This is a genomic window from Micromonospora sp. CCTCC AA 2012012 (genome assembly GCF_040499845.1).
In the GTDB taxonomy this organism is placed as follows: domain Bacteria; phylum Actinomycetota; class Actinomycetes; order Mycobacteriales; family Micromonosporaceae; genus Micromonospora; species Micromonospora mangrovi.
Map to the genome: position 1 here is coordinate 6,038,833 of NZ_CP159342.1, position 15,966 is coordinate 6,054,798.

The following is a 15,966-nucleotide window of genomic DNA, read 5'->3' on the forward strand; positions in this document are numbered from 1 at the left end:
GCACGGTCGGTTCGCCGGCCCGCTCCACAGCACCCCGAACGCCGATCCGCACGGATCGTCGGCCCCGCGCCGCCGGTCCCGTACGGATCGGCGTTCGTGTTTTCCGTGTAGGTTCGGCGGCATGTCCCTGGACCCGTCCTTCGTCGGCCGGACCTATCCGCCGACCGCCCCCTATCAGGTGGGCCGAGAAAAGATCCGCGAGTTCGCCACCGCCATCGGCGCCACCGATCCGGCCCACCACGACCCGGCGGCCGCCCGGGCGCTCGGGCATCCGGATGTGGTGGCCCCGCCGACCTTCCCGGTGGTGGTCACCATGGCCGCCAGCCGGCAGATCGTCGAGGACCCGGCGCTCGGCGTCGACTACAGCCGGGTGGTCCACGGCGACCAGCGCTTCGCGTACACCCGGCCGGTGGTGGCCGGTGACGAGCTGGTCTGCGTCAACACCATCGAGGACATCAGCAACCGGGGCGGGCACGGTTTCCTGACCACCCGCACCGACGTGAGCACGGCCGCCGGCGAGCCGGTGGTCGCCGTCTGGTCCAAGATCGTCGTACGCGGGGAGGCCTGACATGGAGCTGCCCACCCAGACCTTCCGGGTGACCCGGGCGGACCTGATCCGGTACGCCGGTGCGTCGGGGGACTTCAACCCGATCCACTGGAACGACCGGACCGCCACGAAGGTCGGCCTGCCCGGGGTGATCGCCCACGGCATGTTCACCATGGCGCTGGTCGGCCGCGCGCTCGCCGCCTGGGCCGGCGCGCCCGACGCGGTGGTCGACTTCAACGTCCGGTTCAGCCGGCCCGTGGTGGTGCCGGACGACGACCAGGGCACCGAGATCGAGGTCTCGGCGGTGCTCAAGGAGACCACCGAGGAGGGCCTGGCCAGGCTGGACGTCACCGCGACCTGCCTGGGGGAGAAGGTCCTCTCGCAGGCGCGGGCGACCGTCCGGGCACCCCGCTGAGCGGGGCGCCGACGCGCGATGGGCAGACCGGTTGGGAAAGTCGCACGACTACCCGTACACTGGTCCGCCGTGGGGCAAGTGACCCCTGCACGGTCTTCTGTGACCGCGTGGGGTGAGAGTTGCCGCACAGGGGTGTAGCTCAATTGGCAGAGCAGCGGTCTCCAAAACCGCAGGCTGCAGGTTCAAGTCCTGTCACCCCTGCGCCTCAGGCCTGACCGTCCCGTGGGTCGCGCCGCCGAACGGCGGCGTCCGGCCCGTGGTGGTGGCGCCGGCGGGGTGGTCCGAGGCAATCGGGCCCTCCCTATCGGTCCGCCGGCCGCGGCCCGTCGCGGGACGGTTGGTCCGGCCGGCGTGACCAACGCCGCGCACGCCCATCGGCGTGCGACCCCGATACCCGCACGGAGGGCTGAAGTGGCCGAGAACAAGCGGCGCGGCGAGGACGCCGACGACGAGCGTCTGCGTGACGACGCGGTCGTCGACGACGAGGCCACCGACGAGCCCACCGACGCGGACGAGCCGGTCGCCCGGGGCGGCACCGCGACCCGCAAGCGGGCCCGCGCCGAGTCCGCCGACGAGCGGAAGACCCGCCGGGACACCGAGCGGGTGGGCCTCTTCGCCCGCATCGCGCGGTTCTTCCGCGAGGTCGTGGCCGAACTGCGTAAGGTCATCTGGCCGACCCGCAAGGAGCTGCTGACCTACACGGCCGTGGTGGTCACCTTCGTCGCGGTGATGCTGACGATCGTGGCCGGCCTGGACTACGGCTTCGCGAAGGCGGTGCTGTGGGTCTTCGGCAACCCCAGCTGACCGGCTTTTGAGCTGATAGTGACGGAAGTGAGCGAGCGTGCCTGAGTACGACGAGACCGCCGAGACCACGGACGAGCAGTCCACGGTGGCGACGGCGGCCAACGATGAGTCGGTCGAGGCCGCCAGCGAGCCGGAATTCCCGACCACCGAGCCCGCCCCGGAAGAGGACTACGACCCGGTTGCCGAGCTGCGCCAGAAGCTGCGCTACGCCCCCGGCGACTGGTACGTGGTGCACTCCTACGCCGGTTACGAGAACAAGGTCAAGACCAACCTCGAGACCCGGATCACCTCCCTCGACATGGAGGACTTCATCTACCAGGTCGAGGTGCCGACCCGGGAAGAGGTCGAGGTCAAGAACGGCAAGCGGTCGCAGATCCAGGCGAAGGTCTTCCCGGGCTACATCCTGGTCCGGATGGAGCTGACCGCCGAGTCCTACTCCTGCGTCCGGAACACCCCGGGCGTCACCGGCTTCGTCGGGGCGACCGACCGGGCCGACCGCCCGGCGCCGCTGAGCCTCGACGAGGTGCTGAAGTGGCTGGCCCCGGCGGTCGAGACCGAGCAGAAGAAGGCCAAGCCCGAGATCAAGGTCCTCGACTTCGAGGTCGGCGACTCGGTCACCGTCACCGACGGCGCGTTCGCCTCGCTGCCGGCGACGATCAGCGAGATCAACGCCGACCAGCAGAAGCTCAAGGTGCTGGTGTCGATCTTCGGCCGGGAGACGCCGGTCGAGCTGAACTTCAACCAGGTCGCCAAGATCTGACGTACGCCTCGCACCGGCGGTGGGCTCCGGCCTGCCGCCGGTGCGTCGTTCCGGCCTCCGGCCGGACCTCGGCGCAGAGGGCGGCGGAAGTCTGCGCTACCCTAGAACGTCGCCGTCGTCGCATCACGCTGACCGTGCGTGCCCGCGACCGGCGCTTTCCCAGTTCCAAGCCCCAGGAAGAGACATGCCTCCGAAGAAGAAGCTCGTCAAGACGTTCACGCTTCAGCTGAAGGCTGGCCAGGCCACCCCGGCGCCGCCGGTCGGTCCGGCGCTCGGTCAGCACGGCGTGAACATCATGGAGTTCTGCAAGTCCTACAACGCGCAGACCGAGTCCCAGCGGGGCGACATCGTCCCCGCCGAGATCAGCGTGTACGAGGACCGGTCCTTCACCTTCGTCCTGAAGACCCCGCCCGCCGCCCGGCTGCTGCTCAAGGCCGCCGGTGTCGACAAGGGCTCGGGCGTCCCGCAGAAGGACAAGGTCGGCTCCGTGACCATGACCCAGGTGCGTGAGATCGCCGAGAAGAAGATGGTCGACCTCAACGCCAACGACATCGACCAGGCTGCGAAGATCATCGCCGGCACCGCCCGGTCGATGGGCATCATCGTCAACGACTGACGTCGGTCAGCACCTTCGTAGACCAGTTCGTGGGAGGGCGCGCGGACGCCGCGGCCCGCCATAGACCACAGGAGTAACCAGAAATGCAGCGCAGCAAGACCTACCGCAAGGCCGCCGACGCGATCGACCGGTCGAAGCTCTACACCCCCGCCGAGGCCGTCAAGCTGGCCAAGGACACCACCAGCACCAAGTTCGACGCCACGGTCGAGGTCGCCATGCGCCTCGGCGTCGACCCCCGCAAGGCGGACCAGATGGTCCGCGGCACGGTCAACCTGCCGCACGGCACCGGTAAGACCGCCCGCGTGATCGTCTTCGCCGCCGGCGCGAAGGCCGAGGAGGCCGTCGCGGCGGGTGCGGACGAGGTGGGCACCGACGAGCTCGTCGCCCGCATCCAGGGTGGTTGGCTGGACTTCGACGCGGCGATCGCCACGCCGGACCAGATGGCCAAGATCGGCCGGATCGCGCGGATCCTGGGCCCGCGCGGCCTGATGCCGAACCCGAAGACCGGCACCGTGACCATGGACGTCACCAAGGCCGTCTCGGACATCAAGGGCGGCAAGATCACCTTCCGGGTGGACAAGCACTCCAACCTGCACCTGATCATCGGCAAGTCCTCGTTCTCCGAGGCCCAGCTGATCGACAACTACGCGGCGGTGCTGGACGAGGTGCTGCGCTCCAAGCCGTCCGCGGCGAAGGGCACCTACCTCAAGAAGGTCACCCTCACCACCACCATGGGCCCGGGCGTCCCGGTCGACCCGAAGCTGGTGAAGAACCTGCAGGAGGGCTCGGCCGAGGCCTGAGCACGCCTGACCTGAAGGGGTCCCGCCACGACTCGTGGCGGGACCCCTTTCTGCTGACCGCTGTGGCAGGCTCGCCGCATGCGGCTCGATGACGTCTGGCTGCGGTACCACCGGCGCGGCCGGTGGGTGCTGCGGGCGGTGGCGGCGGAGATCGGTCCGGGCGAGGTGGCGATCGTGCTCGGCCGTAACGGCGTGGGCAAGTCGACCCTCCTCCAGCTCGCCGCCGGCGTGCTCCGACCGAGCCGGGGCCGGGTGGTCGACCGGCCCGCGGCGGTCGGCTGGGTCCCGGAGCGGTTCCCCGCCGACCAGCCCTTCTCCGTGGCGCACTACCTCACCGCGATGGCCCGGATCGCCGGGCACTCCGCGACCGGCGCGGAGCGCGCCGTGGCGTACTGGACGGAGCGGCTGGGCCTGGGCGGCTTCCGGCACACCCGGCTGCCGCAGCTGTCGAAGGGCACCGCCCAGAAGGTCGGACTCGCTCAGGCGATGCTCCGCCCGCCCGGCCTGCTCGTCCTCGACGAGCCGTGGGAGGGCCTGGACGCCGCCGCCCGGGAGCTGGTCCCCGAGCTGATCGACGAGGTGCTGACCGGCGGCGGCGCGGTCCTGGTCAGCGACCACCGCGGCGAGACGGTCCGGCTGCCCGGCGCGCGGCTCTGGACCGTCGCCGACGGCACGCTGACCGAGGAGGCACCGACCGGCGAGCCGGCGCTCGCCGTGGTCGAGCTGGCGGTGCCGGCCGCGCGGGTGGCGGGCACCGTCGCCCGCCTGCGCGCCGACGGCCACCACGTCATCCGGGTACGCGACCACGCCTTCTCCCCGCCGTCCACGCCGACCGGCCCCGCACCTGTCCCGGATCGTGAGCCGGCTGTCGGGGGCGCGGGGGCGTGGCCGGCCGCCGGACGGGGTGGTGACGGCGCGGCACTGGACGAGCCGGGCGTCGAGGGTCCCGCCCCCGAGGTGACGCGGTGACCGCGCTGGTCCGGCTCCGGCTCGCCGGCTTCCTGCGTACCGGACGGGCGCTGGCGCCGGTGCTCGCCGGCCTGATCGCTCTCGCCGTCCTCTACGGCGGTGGCCGGGCCCAGCCGGCGGAGGCCTACGGCGTCTCCGCGGTGGTGCTCTTCCCGGTGCTGGCCTGGCAGAGCAAGATCCTGCTGGACGTCGAGCCGGACGTGCAGCGCCGGCTGGCCGGGGTGCTGGTCGGGCCGACCCGGGAGCGGGCGGCCGGGCTGCTCGCCGCCGTGGTCGCCGGGCTCGGCACGGTGCTGCTCGCGCTGGTCTTCCCGTGGCTGGTCGGCGGCGTGACGGGGCCGGTGGCACCGGGGGACCGGTCGGTGGCCGTCGGCGTCGCCCTGGGCCTCTGGGCGCACCTGCTCGCCCTGCCGGCGGCGGTCGTGCTCGGGGCGCTGGCCAGCCGGGCCTGCACCCGCAGCGCCGGCTACGGGGTGGCCGTCCTGGTGCTCGGCGCGGTCGGCGCCCTGGTGCTCGGTCTGACCGGCTCGGCGGCGCCCTGGCTGGCCCCGCCGGTGCTGCCGACCGCCCGGGCGCTGAGCGGTGGCCTCACCCCGGCGGCCGGGGCGTTGCTGACCGGCTGGGCGGTGCTGTGGAGCGCGGCGGCCGGTGCCGGCTACGCGTGGCGCCGCCGCAGCCGGGCCTGACCCCCCGGCCCGGCCTGGCGGCCCGGGGGTGGCCCGGCCTGGCGGCCCGGGGGGTGGCCCGGCCTGGCGGCCCGGCGGCCCGGCGGCCCGGTGACCGGGCGCACGTGGGGGGCGATTTGGCGCTGACCCGAGGGTCGCGTAACCTGATGGCGTAGTTCCACCCAGAGACCGCTGGTCACCGTGCTCCGGCACGGTCGAAGGTTCCGCGATGACGGACGACCCGCGCAGGGCGGTAAGCGAAAACTCGGTTCCTCCCATGGTCCGCCGACCGTGGTGATCGTGCCGGCCCTCGCCCCGCGCGCCCTGCGCCGGGGCTTTTCTCGTTGTCGTGTCGCCTCCGCCGCTGTCGAGGAGTTCCCCTCCCCGATGGCGACCAGCCTCGAGCAACGAGAGAGGAGGGACATGGCGGACAAGCCGATCCGGGCCGACAAGGCCACGGCCGTCGCTGAGCTGACCGAGAGCTTCCGTAACGCGGGCGCTGCGGTGCTCACCGAGTACCGTGGTCTGACGGTTTCCCAGCTCACCCAGCTGCGGCGCTCGCTCGGCAAGGAGACCACCTACACGGTTGCCAAGAACACGCTCGCGAAGCGTGCGGCGACCGACGCGGGTATCTCCGGCCTCGACGAGCTGTTCACCGGTCCTACCGCGCTGACTTTCGTTTCGGGCGACGTCGTCGAGGCGGCGAAGGGGCTTCGCGACTTCGCGAAGGCCAACCCGAAGCTCGTCATCAAGGGCGGTGTCTTCGAGGGCAAGGCCATTTCCGCGGCCGAGGTCACGAAGCTCGCCGACCTGGAGTCCCGCGAGGTGCTGCTGGCCAAGCTGGCCGGCGCGATGAAGGGCAACCTGAGCAAGGCCGCGGCCCTGTTCCAGGCTCCGCTCTCCAAGGCCGTCCGCACGGCGGCCGCCCTGGCGGACAAGAAGCGCGAGCAGGAGGGCGCCGAGGCGGCCTGAGGCCCTCCCGGCGCACCACATTCTTAGTTTTCATTGCGAGAAAGGACGCCAGACATGGCGAAGCTCAGCACCGACGAGCTGCTCGACGCGTTCAAGGAGATGACGCTGATCGAGCTCTCTGAGTTCGTGAAGCAGTTCGAGGAGACCTTCGAGGTCACCGCCGCCGCGCCGGTCGCGGTTGCCGCCGCCGGTGGTGCCGGTGGCGCCGCCGCCGCTCCCGCCGAGGAGGAGAAGGACGAGTTCGACGTCGTCCTCGAGGGTGACGGTGGCAAGAAGATCCAGGTCATCAAGGTCGTGCGTGAGCTGACCGGCCTGGGCCTCAAGGAGGCCAAGGACGCGGTCGAGTCCGCGCCGAAGGCCATCCTGGAGAAGGTCAACAAGGAGACCGCCGAGAAGGCCAAGGCCAAGCTCGAGGGCGAGGGCGCCAAGGTCACCCTCAAGTGACCTGAGCTCCACCTGACGCGCGTCCGGCTCACGTGAGCCGGGGCACACGGCGTCGCGGCGGGCGGTGATCCGGGAACGGATCACCGCCCGCTGTCGTTGGTGGGTTCCGGTGACAGCGGCGTGAGCAGGGCGTCCGACGTCGACGTACGGCGGGGGAGCGGGCCGGAGTCGGTAGCCCGACGGTGGGAAAGACACCCCGAGCGGTAACCGGCCCTTGACGCGACACGGGGCTGCCAGGCACGCTGACACCAGCAAGACCTTCCGCGCTTGCAACGGCCATCGCTTGGGTAATGGCAGCGGCAGCACCAGTGCCGCCGTCCCCGAGCGGACCGGCAGGAACATCGCGTTCCGAGCGGCCCGGTAGACCCGGTTTTCCGTGGTCCCGAGGCGAGTTCCGCGATGACCTGTGGGTTGGGCTGGACAGCGGTTAGCCTCTCGGCTACACTGCTAGTTTGCGCTGCCTTCCGACTTGACCCCTGCTCGGAAATGTCCGTTTACGGATATTTCTGGTGGGGTCATTGGAGTGCACGCGTACCAGCCGTTCTGCAGCACCGGTCCTCGGAAGGACGCATCTTGGCAGCTTCCCGCCCTGCGAAGACCAGTCGTACGTCGAGCGCTTTCGCGCCCCGCCGAGTTTCTTTCGGCAGGATCACCGAACACCTCGAGGTCCCCAACCTCCTCGCCATCCAGAACGAGTCCTTCGACTGGCTCGTCGGCAACGAGGCTTGGCAGGGCCGGTCGGCGGACGACCCGCACGCACGCTCGGGTCTCGCGGAGATCCTCGACGAGATCAGTCCCATTGAGGACTTCTCCGGCACCATGTCGCTCTCCTTCTCGGCTCCGCGCTTCGACGAGGTCAAGGCCTCGATCGAGGAGTGCAAGGAGAAGGACCTGACCTACTGCGCGCCGCTGTTCGTGACCGCGGAGTTCACCAACAACACCACTGGCGAGATCAAGAGCCAGACGGTGTTCATGGGTGACTTCCCGATGATGACGCCGAAGGGCACCTTCATCATCAACGGCACCGAGCGCGTCGTGGTCAGCCAGCTCGTCCGGTCCCCGGGCGTCTACTTCGACAAGCAGCCGGACAAGACCTCCGACCGCGACCTCTCCAGCGTCAAGGTCATCCCGAGCCGGGGTGCCTGGCTGGAGTTCGACATCGACAAGCGCGACACGGTCGGCGTCCGCATCGACCGCAAGCGTCGGCAGGCCGTCACGGTCCTGCTGAAGGCCATCGGGTGGTCCGCGGAGCAGATCCGCGAGAAGTTCGGCTGGTCCGAGCTGATGATGACCACGCTCGAGAAGGACCACATCGCCGGTCAGGACGAGGCGCTTCTCGACATCTACCGGAAGCTCCGCCCTGGCGAGCCGCCGACCCGTGAGAACGCCCAGACCCTGCTCGACAACCTCTTCTTCAACCCGAAGCGGTACGACGTCGCCAAGGTCGGTCGATACAAGTTCAACAAGAAGCTCGAGCTGGACGTGCCGATCACCACCGGCACGCTGACCGAGGACGACATCGTCGCCACCGTGGAATACCTCTGCCGGCTGCACGCCGGTGAGGAGGGCTACGAGGCCGACGACATCGACCACTTCGGCAACCGCCGTCTGCGTACGGTGGGCGAGCTGATCCAGAACCAGGTCCGGGTCGGTCTGTCCCGGATGGAGCGGGTCGTCCGCGAGCGGATGACCACCCAGGACGTCGAGGCGATCACGCCGCAGACCCTGATCAACATCCGCCCGGTGGTGGCGGCGATCAAGGAGTTCTTCGGTACGTCGCAGCTGTCCCAGTTCATGGACCAGACCAACCCGCTGGCGGGTCTGACCCACCGGCGCCGGCTGAGCGCGCTCGGCCCGGGTGGTCTGTCCCGTGAGCGGGCCGGCTTCGAGGTCCGGGACGTGCACCCGTCCCACTACGGCCGGATGTGCCCGATCGAGACGCCGGAAGGCCCGAACATCGGCCTGATCGGCGCCCTGTCCACCTTCGCCCGGGTCAACCCGTTCGGCTTCATCGAGACGCCGTACCGGAAGGTCGTCGAGGGTCGGGTCACCGACCAGATCGACTACCTGACCGCGGACGAGGAGGACCGGTTCGTCAAGGCCCAGGCCAACGCGCCGCTCAAGGCCGACGGCACGTTCGCCGAGGACCGGGTGCTGTGTCGTCGTAAGGGCGGCGAGACCGAGGACGTCGTCCCCGGTGCCGTCGACTACATGGACGTCTCGCCGCGGCAGATGACCTCGGTCGCGACCGCGATGATCCCGTTCCTCGAGCACGACGACGCGAACCGCGCGCTCATGGGCGCGAACATGCAGCGTCAGGCCGTGCCGCTGGTCAAGGCCGAGGCGCCACTGGTCGGCACCGGCATGGAATACCGTGCCGCGGTCGACGCCGGCGACGTGGTGGTGGCCGAGGTCGGCGGTGTGATCGAGGATCTCTGCGCCGACTACATCACCATCCACCAGGACGACGGCCACCGTCGCACCTACCTGCTGCACAAGTTCCGCCGTTCCAACGCCGGCTCCTGCGTCAACCAGAAGCCGGTCGTCTTCGAGGGCGACCGCGTCGAGGCCGGTCAGGTCATCGCCGACGGTCCCTGCACGGACGAGGGCGAGATGGCGCTCGGGCGCAACCTGCTCGTGGCGTTCATGTGCTGGGAGGGCCACAACTACGAGGACGCGATCATCCTGTCGCAGCGCCTCGTGCAGCAGGACGTGCTCACCTCGATCCACATCGAGGAGCACGAGGTCGACGCCCGGGACACCAAGCTCGGCCCGGAGGAGATCACCCGCGACATCCCGAACGTCAGCGAGGAGATGCTCGCGGACCTCGACGAGCGCGGCATCATCCGGATCGGCGCCGAGGTCGTCCCCGGCGACATCCTGGTCGGCAAGGTCACGCCCAAGGGCGAGACCGAGCTGACCCCGGAGGAGCGGCTGCTCCGCGCGATCTTCGGTGAGAAGGCGCGTGAGGTCCGGGACACCTCGCTGAAGGTGCCGCACGGCGAGACCGGCACGGTCATCGGCGTGCGTACCTTCTCCCGCGAGGACGGCGACGAGCTGCCGCCGGGCGTCAACGAGCTGGTCCGGGTCTACGTGGCCCAGAAGCGCAAGATCCAGGACGGCGACAAGCTCGCCGGCCGGCACGGTAACAAGGGCGTCATCTCCAAGATCCTTCCGGTCGAGGACATGCCGTTCCTGGAGGACGGGACCCCCGTCGACATCGTGCTGAACCCGCTGGGTGTGCCGTCCCGGATGAACATCGGTCAGGTCCTGGAGACCCACCTCGGGTGGGTGGCCAAGACCGGCTGGAGCGTGGACGGCGACGACGAGGAGTGGAAGCGTCAGCTCCGCTCGATCAACGCGCACGAGTCCGAGCCGGACACCAACGTGGCCACTCCGGTCTTCGACGGTGCCCGCGAGGAGGAGATCTCCGGTCTGCTGGCGTCGACCCTGCCCAACCGGGACGGCAAGCAGCTGATCGGGCGCACCGGCAAGGCGCAGCTCTTCGACGGCCGCTCCGGCGAGCCGATCCCGGACCCGATCGCGGTCGGGTACGTCTACATCCTGAAGCTCAACCACCTGGTCGACGACAAGATCCACGCCCGGTCGACCGGCCCGTACTCGATGATCACGCAGCAGCCGCTGGGTGGTAAGGCGCAGTTCGGTGGTCAGCGCTTCGGTGAGATGGAGTGCTGGGCGATGCAGGCGTACGGCGCTGCCTACGCCCTGCAGGAGCTGCTCACCATCAAGTCCGACGACGTCCTGGGCCGGGTCAAGGTCTACGAGGCGATCGTCAAGGGCGAGAACATCCCCGAGCCGGGCATCCCGGAGTCGTTCAAGGTGCTGCTCAAGGAGCTGCAGTCGCTGTGCCTCAACGTCGAGGTGCTCTCCAGCGACGGTGTGGCCCTGGAGATGCGCGAGACCGACGACGAGGTGTTCCGGGCGGCGGAGGAGCTGGGCATCGACCTGTCCCGGCGCGAGCCGAGCTCGGTCGAAGAGGTCTGAGGTGAGCGGGCGGGAGCCGGTTCGCCGGCTCCCGCCCCCACCCACTAGCTAGCAGTACAGACGACGACATAGGGGACATAGTGCTCGACGTCAACTTCTTCGACGAGCTGCGCATCGGCCTCGCCACCGCCGACGACATCCGTCAGTGGTCGCACGGTGAGGTCAAGAAGCCCGAGACGATCAACTACCGCACGCTCAAGCCGGAAAAGGACGGGCTCTTCTGCGAGAAGATCTTCGGTCCGCAGCGGGACTGGGAGTGCTACTGCGGTAAGTACAAGCGGGTCCGGTTCAAGGGCATCATCTGCGAGCGCTGCGGCGTCGAGGTGACCCGCTCCAAGGTCCGTCGTGAGCGGATGGGGCACATCGAGCTTGCTGCTCCGGTGACCCACATCTGGTACTTCAAGGGCGTCCCGAGCCGGCTGGGTTACCTGCTGGACCTCGCCCCCAAGGACCTCGAAAAGATCATCTACTTCGCCTCGTACGTCGTGACGAGCGTTGACGCCGAGTCGCGTCACCGTGACCTCTCGACCATCGAGAACGAGATCCTCGCCGAGAAGCGGCAGTCCGAGAACAGCCGCGACTCCGAGATCGAGAAGCGGGCCGCCAAGCTCGAGGCCGACCTGGCCGAGCTGGAGGCCGAGGGTGCCAAGGCGGACGTCCGGCGCAAGGTCAAGGAGGGCGGAGAGCGCGAGATGCGCCAGATCCGCGACCGGGCCCAGCGCGAGATCGACCGCCTGGACGAGGTGCTCGACACCTTCCGCAAGCTGGAGCCGAAGCAGCTGGTCACCGACGAGCTGCTCTACCGCGAGCTGCGCGACCGGTTCGGCGAGTACTTCACCGGTGCCATGGGCGCCGAGGCCATCAAGGCCCTGGTCCAGAACATGGACCTGGAGGCCGAGGCCGAGAGCCTGCGCGAGACCATCCGCTCCGGCAAGGGCCAGCGGAAGATCCGCGCGCTCAAGCGGCTGAAGGTCGTCGCGGCGTTCCAGAACACCCGCAACTCGCCGCTCGGCATGGTGCTGGACTGCGTCCCGGTCATCCCGCCGGACCTGCGCCCGATGGTGCAGCTCGACGGTGGCCGCTTCGCGACCTCCGACCTGAACGACCTGTACCGCCGCGTGATCAACCGGAACAACCGCCTCAAGCGGCTGATCGACCTCGGCGCGCCCGAGATCATCGTCAACAACGAGAAGCGGATGCTCCAGGAGGCCGTCGACGCGCTGTTCGACAACGGCCGTCGCGGTCGGCCGGTCACCGGCCCGGGTAACCGCCCGCTCAAGTCGCTCTCCGACATGCTCAAGGGCAAGCAGGGCCGGTTCCGGCAGAACCTGCTCGGCAAGCGCGTCGACTACTCCGGCCGTTCGGTCATCGTGGTCGGCCCGAAGCTGAAGCTGCACCAGTGCGGTCTGCCCAAGCAGATGGCGCTGGAGCTGTTCAAGCCGTTCGTCATGAAGCGGCTGGTCGACCTCAACCACGCGCAGAACATCAAGTCCGCCAAGCGGATGGTCGAGCGGCAGCGCCCGGTCGTGTGGGACGTGCTGGAAGAGGTCATCGGCGAGCACCCGGTGCTGCTGAACCGCGCGCCGACCCTGCACCGGCTGGGCATCCAGGCCTTCGAGCCGCAGCTGGTCGAGGGCAAGGCCATCCAGATCCACCCGCTGGTCTGCACCGCGTTCAACGCGGACTTCGACGGTGACCAGATGGCGGTCCACGTGCCGCTGTCGGCCGAGGCGCAGGCCGAGGCGCGGATCCTGATGCTGTCGTCGAACAACATCCTCAAGCCGGCCGACGGCAAGCCGGTCACCATGCCCACCCAGGACATGGTCATCGGTCTCTACCACCTCACCCACCTCACCCCCGGTGAGAAGGGCGAGGGCCGGGCGTTCAGCTCGGACGCCGAGGCGCGGATGGCGTTCGACAACGGCGAGCTGAGCCTGGGCGCGCCGGTCAAGATCCGGCTGCGCGGCGTCGTCGGGGTCGACAACGGTGCCGGCGCCGAGCCGTGGACCGCGCCCGAGGGCTGGGTCGAGGGTGAGCCGCTGACCGTGGAGACCACGCTCGGCCGGGTCCTGTTCAACGAGACGCTGCCGCAGGGCTACCGCTTCGTGAACTACGAGATCCGCAAGGGCCAGCTCTCCGCGATCGTCAACGACCTCGCCGAGCGCTTCCCGAAGGTGGCCCTCGCGGCCACCCTGGACGGGCTCAAGGAGGCCGGTTTCCACTGGGCCACCTGGTCCGGCGTCACCATCGGCATGGAGGACGTCATCGCTCCGCCGCGCAAGCGGGAGATCCTGGAGCGGTACGAGAAGGAAGCCGACCGGATCGACAAGCAGTACCAGCGTGGTCTGATGACCGCCGAGGAGCGTCGCGGCGAGCTCATCGAGATCTGGACCAAGGCGACCAACGAGGTCGCCAAGGAGATGGACACCGCGCTGCCGCAGGAGAACCCGCTGTGGAAGATGATCAACTCGGGTGCCCGCGGTAACCTGCTCCAGCTCCGGCAGATCGCGGCGATCCGTGGTCTGGTGGCCAACCCCAAGGGTGAGATCATCCCGCGGCCGATCAAGGCCTCCTACCGGGAGGGTCTGTCCGTGCTGGAGTACTTCATCTCCACGCACGGTGCCCGTAAGGGTCTCGCCGACACCGCGCTGCGGACCGCCGACTCGGGTTACCTGACCCGTCGTCTGGTGGACGTCTCGCAGGACGTCATCATCCGCGAGGAGGACTGCGGCACCGACCGCGCCATCCCGATGCAGATCGGGCAGCGTACGGAGGACGGCCGGCTCATCGTGCACGAGCACGCGGAGACCAGCGTCCACGCCCGTACCCTGGCCGACGACATCAAGGGGCCGGACGGCACCGTCGTCGCGCACCGTGGTCAGGACATCAACTCCATCGGGGTCGACACGATCGTCGCCGCCGGGGTGGAGACGGTCCGGGTCCGCAGCGTGCTCACCTGCGAGTCGAAGCTGGGCGTCTGCGGTGCGTGCTACGGCCGCTCGCTGCCGACCGGCAAGACCGTGGACGTCGGCGAGGCGGTCGGCATCATCGCCGCCCAGTCGATCGGTGAGCCGGGTACGCAGCTGACGATGCGTACCTTCCACACCGGTGGTGTCGCGGGTGAGGACATCACCCAGGGTCTGCCCCGTGTCCAGGAGATCTTCGAGGCCCGGGTCCCGAAGGGCAAGGCGCCCATCGCCGACACCCCGGGTCGGGTCCGGATCGAGGACGGCGAGCGGTCGCGGAAGATCATCGTGGTGCCGGACGACGGCAGCGACGAGATCGTCTACGACAAGATCTCCAAGCGGGTCCGGCTGCGTACCCACGACGGCGATCACGTCGAGGTCGGCGAGAAGCTCACCGAGGGCACCATCGACCCGCACGAGCTGCTGCGCATCCTCGGCCCGCGCGCGGTCCAGGTCCACCTGACCCAGGAGGTCCAGGAGGTCTACCGCTCGCAGGGTGTGCTCATCCACGACAAGCACATCGAGATCATCATCCGCCAGATGCTCAAGCGGGTGACGGTCATCGACTCCGGCTCGACCGAGTTCCTGCCGGGCGTGCTGGTCGACCGGGCGCTCTTCGAGTCGGAGAACCGCCGACTCGTCGGCGAGGGTGGCGAGCCCGCCGCCGGTCGTCCGGTGCTGATGGGTATCACCAAGGCCTCGCTGGCCACCGACTCCTGGCTCTCGGCGGCCTCCTTCCAGGAGACCACCCGGGTGCTGACCGACGCGGCGATCAACTCGCGCAGCGACTCGCTGGTCGGCCTCAAGGAGAACGTGATCATCGGTAAGCTCATCCCGGCCGGTACCGGCATCAGCAAGTACCGCAACGTCCGGGTCGAGCCGACCGAGGAGGCGAAGGCCAAGGTCTACTCGATGACCGGCTACCCGGAGACCGACTACGGCTTCGGACCGGCCAGCGGCCAGGCCGTGCCGCTGGACGACTTCGACTTCGGGTCGTACCGCTAGGCAGTGACGACGACGAGGCCCCCGGCATTCCGCCGGGGGCCTCGTCGCGTTCCGGGACGGGAAGGGACCCGGCCCGGGGGGCCGCGGCGGGGCATGATGGTGGGCATGACGAGCGCACCCGGGCCGGCCGCCGTGGCGCACCAGGCACCGCGCCACCCGCTCGACCCCGAGCCGGTCCGGTCGACCAAGGCCCGCGCGGTCTTCGCGCTCGGCCTGATCGGGGCGTTGACCGGGTTCTTCGTCGGCGGGGTGGTGCCCGCGACGATCGCCCTCCTGCTCGCCCGGCAGGCCCGACGGGAGGCGTACGCCTCGGGTGGTTTCCTCACCGGCGCGGACCGGCTGCGTCGCGGTGAGCGGCTGGCCCGGGTCGGCCTGGTCCTGGCGGCCGTCGCGGTGACCGCAGCGGTGGTGATCGGGGTGGTCCGGCTCGCCGAGTCCCCGTTCGGCCACGACTACGCCCCGAACGTGGACTGACCGCCCGGGGGAGGCGTGCCCGCCCGGCCCCGGGAACGGGACACGCGACGGTAGCCTGGCCCCTGTCCGCCGCGCTCCGGTGGACGGCACGCGTCGACAGGAGGACCTCGTGACGGAACCGGCCCCACCGTCGGGAGGCGAGCCGTCCCGGCCGCCCGCCGGGCCCCCGGACGCCGTCGGTCCCGCCCCGGACGCCCCCGGCCGGCCGCCGGGGGAGGAGACCGCCGCGGTCAGCCCCTGGGCCGCGCCGGCCGCCGGCTCCGACGAGGGGCCGAGCGTGCCGCCGGAGACCGCCTCCGTGGGGTACGCCCCGCCGCCGGTGCCGCCGTCCGGCCCGGCGTATCCGGGGCAGCAGCCGGCCGGGTCGTACCCGGGGCAGCAGCCCGGGTACGGGCGCTTCCCGGAGCTGCCGCACCCCGGTTGGTCCGCCGCCCCGCCCTCCGGCCCGTCGCACGGGCAGCCGGGGGCGCAGCCCGGGCAGTTCCCGGGCCATCCCCAGCCGGCTCCGGGTGCCCCCCACCCGG

At 70.1% G+C, this 15,966-nt stretch carries 13 protein-coding genes and 1 tRNA gene; all 14 read left to right on the forward strand.

Annotated features, from left to right (window positions below):
- The first annotated feature begins 121 nt into the window (after window positions 1-121).
- Window positions 122-568, forward strand: a complete 447-nt coding sequence (locus ABUL08_RS27345) for a MaoC family dehydratase N-terminal domain-containing protein (RefSeq protein ID WP_350932912.1) — start codon at window positions 122-124, stop codon at window positions 566-568.
- Between the two features lies 1 nt (window position 569).
- Entirely contained in the window at window positions 570-962 is a 393-nt protein-coding gene (locus ABUL08_RS27350) for a MaoC family dehydratase (RefSeq protein WP_350932913.1), read from the forward strand.
- 128 nt (window positions 963-1,090) lie between these two features.
- A tRNA-Trp gene (locus tag ABUL08_RS27355) sits at window positions 1,091-1,163 on the forward strand.
- Between the two features lie 210 nt (window positions 1,164-1,373).
- Complete coding sequence (gene secE / locus ABUL08_RS27360) at window positions 1,374-1,766, forward strand: preprotein translocase subunit SecE (RefSeq protein WP_350932914.1); 393 nt, start codon at window positions 1,374-1,376, stop codon at window positions 1,764-1,766.
- 37 nt (window positions 1,767-1,803) lie between these two features.
- Window positions 1,804-2,526, forward strand: a complete 723-nt coding sequence (gene nusG / locus ABUL08_RS27365; protein ID WP_350932915.1) for a transcription termination/antitermination protein NusG — start codon at window positions 1,804-1,806, stop codon at window positions 2,524-2,526.
- A gap of 184 nt (window positions 2,527-2,710) precedes the next feature.
- Window positions 2,711-3,142, forward strand: coding sequence for a 50S ribosomal protein L11 (rplK, locus tag ABUL08_RS27370; RefSeq protein WP_350932916.1), 432 nt, complete (start codon window positions 2,711-2,713; stop codon window positions 3,140-3,142).
- 83 nt (window positions 3,143-3,225) lie between these two features.
- On the forward strand, window positions 3,226-3,942 hold the full coding sequence (gene rplA, locus ABUL08_RS27375; RefSeq protein WP_350932917.1) for a 50S ribosomal protein L1: 717 nt from the start codon (window positions 3,226-3,228) through the stop codon (window positions 3,940-3,942).
- 78 nt (window positions 3,943-4,020) lie between these two features.
- Window positions 4,021-4,911 (forward strand): ABC transporter ATP-binding protein, encoded by an 891-nt coding sequence (locus ABUL08_RS27380; RefSeq protein ID WP_350932918.1) that lies wholly within the window; start codon window positions 4,021-4,023, stop codon window positions 4,909-4,911.
- A complete protein-coding gene (locus ABUL08_RS27385) occupies window positions 4,908-5,597 on the forward strand; it encodes a hypothetical protein (RefSeq protein ID WP_350932919.1) in 690 nt (229 codons plus the stop codon). Before ABUL08_RS27380 ends, ABUL08_RS27385 begins: the two co-directional genes overlap by 4 nt.
- 402 nt (window positions 5,598-5,999) lie before the next feature.
- The gene (rplJ, locus tag ABUL08_RS27390; RefSeq protein ID WP_350932920.1) at window positions 6,000-6,548 is read left to right on the forward strand and encodes a 50S ribosomal protein L10; all 549 of its coding nucleotides are present in this window, start codon (window positions 6,000-6,002) and stop codon (window positions 6,546-6,548) included.
- Window positions 6,549-6,602: 54 nt separating this feature from the next.
- On the forward strand, window positions 6,603-6,992 hold the full coding sequence (rplL, locus tag ABUL08_RS27395) for a 50S ribosomal protein L7/L12 (RefSeq protein WP_350932921.1): 390 nt from the start codon (window positions 6,603-6,605) through the stop codon (window positions 6,990-6,992).
- Between the two features lie 573 nt (window positions 6,993-7,565).
- Entirely contained in the window at window positions 7,566-10,997 is a 3,432-nt protein-coding gene (gene rpoB, locus ABUL08_RS27400) for a DNA-directed RNA polymerase subunit beta (protein ID WP_350932922.1), read from the forward strand.
- A gap of 80 nt (window positions 10,998-11,077) precedes the next feature.
- Window positions 11,078-14,968: a DNA-directed RNA polymerase subunit beta' gene (locus ABUL08_RS27405; RefSeq protein ID WP_350932923.1), complete on the forward strand. Its 3,891-nt coding sequence runs from the start codon at window positions 11,078-11,080 to the stop codon at window positions 14,966-14,968.
- Window positions 14,969-15,073: 105 nt separating this feature from the next.
- Window positions 15,074-15,442: a hypothetical protein gene (locus ABUL08_RS27410; RefSeq protein ID WP_350932924.1), complete on the forward strand. Its 369-nt coding sequence runs from the start codon at window positions 15,074-15,076 to the stop codon at window positions 15,440-15,442.
- The last annotated feature ends 524 nt before the right edge of the window (window positions 15,443-15,966 follow it).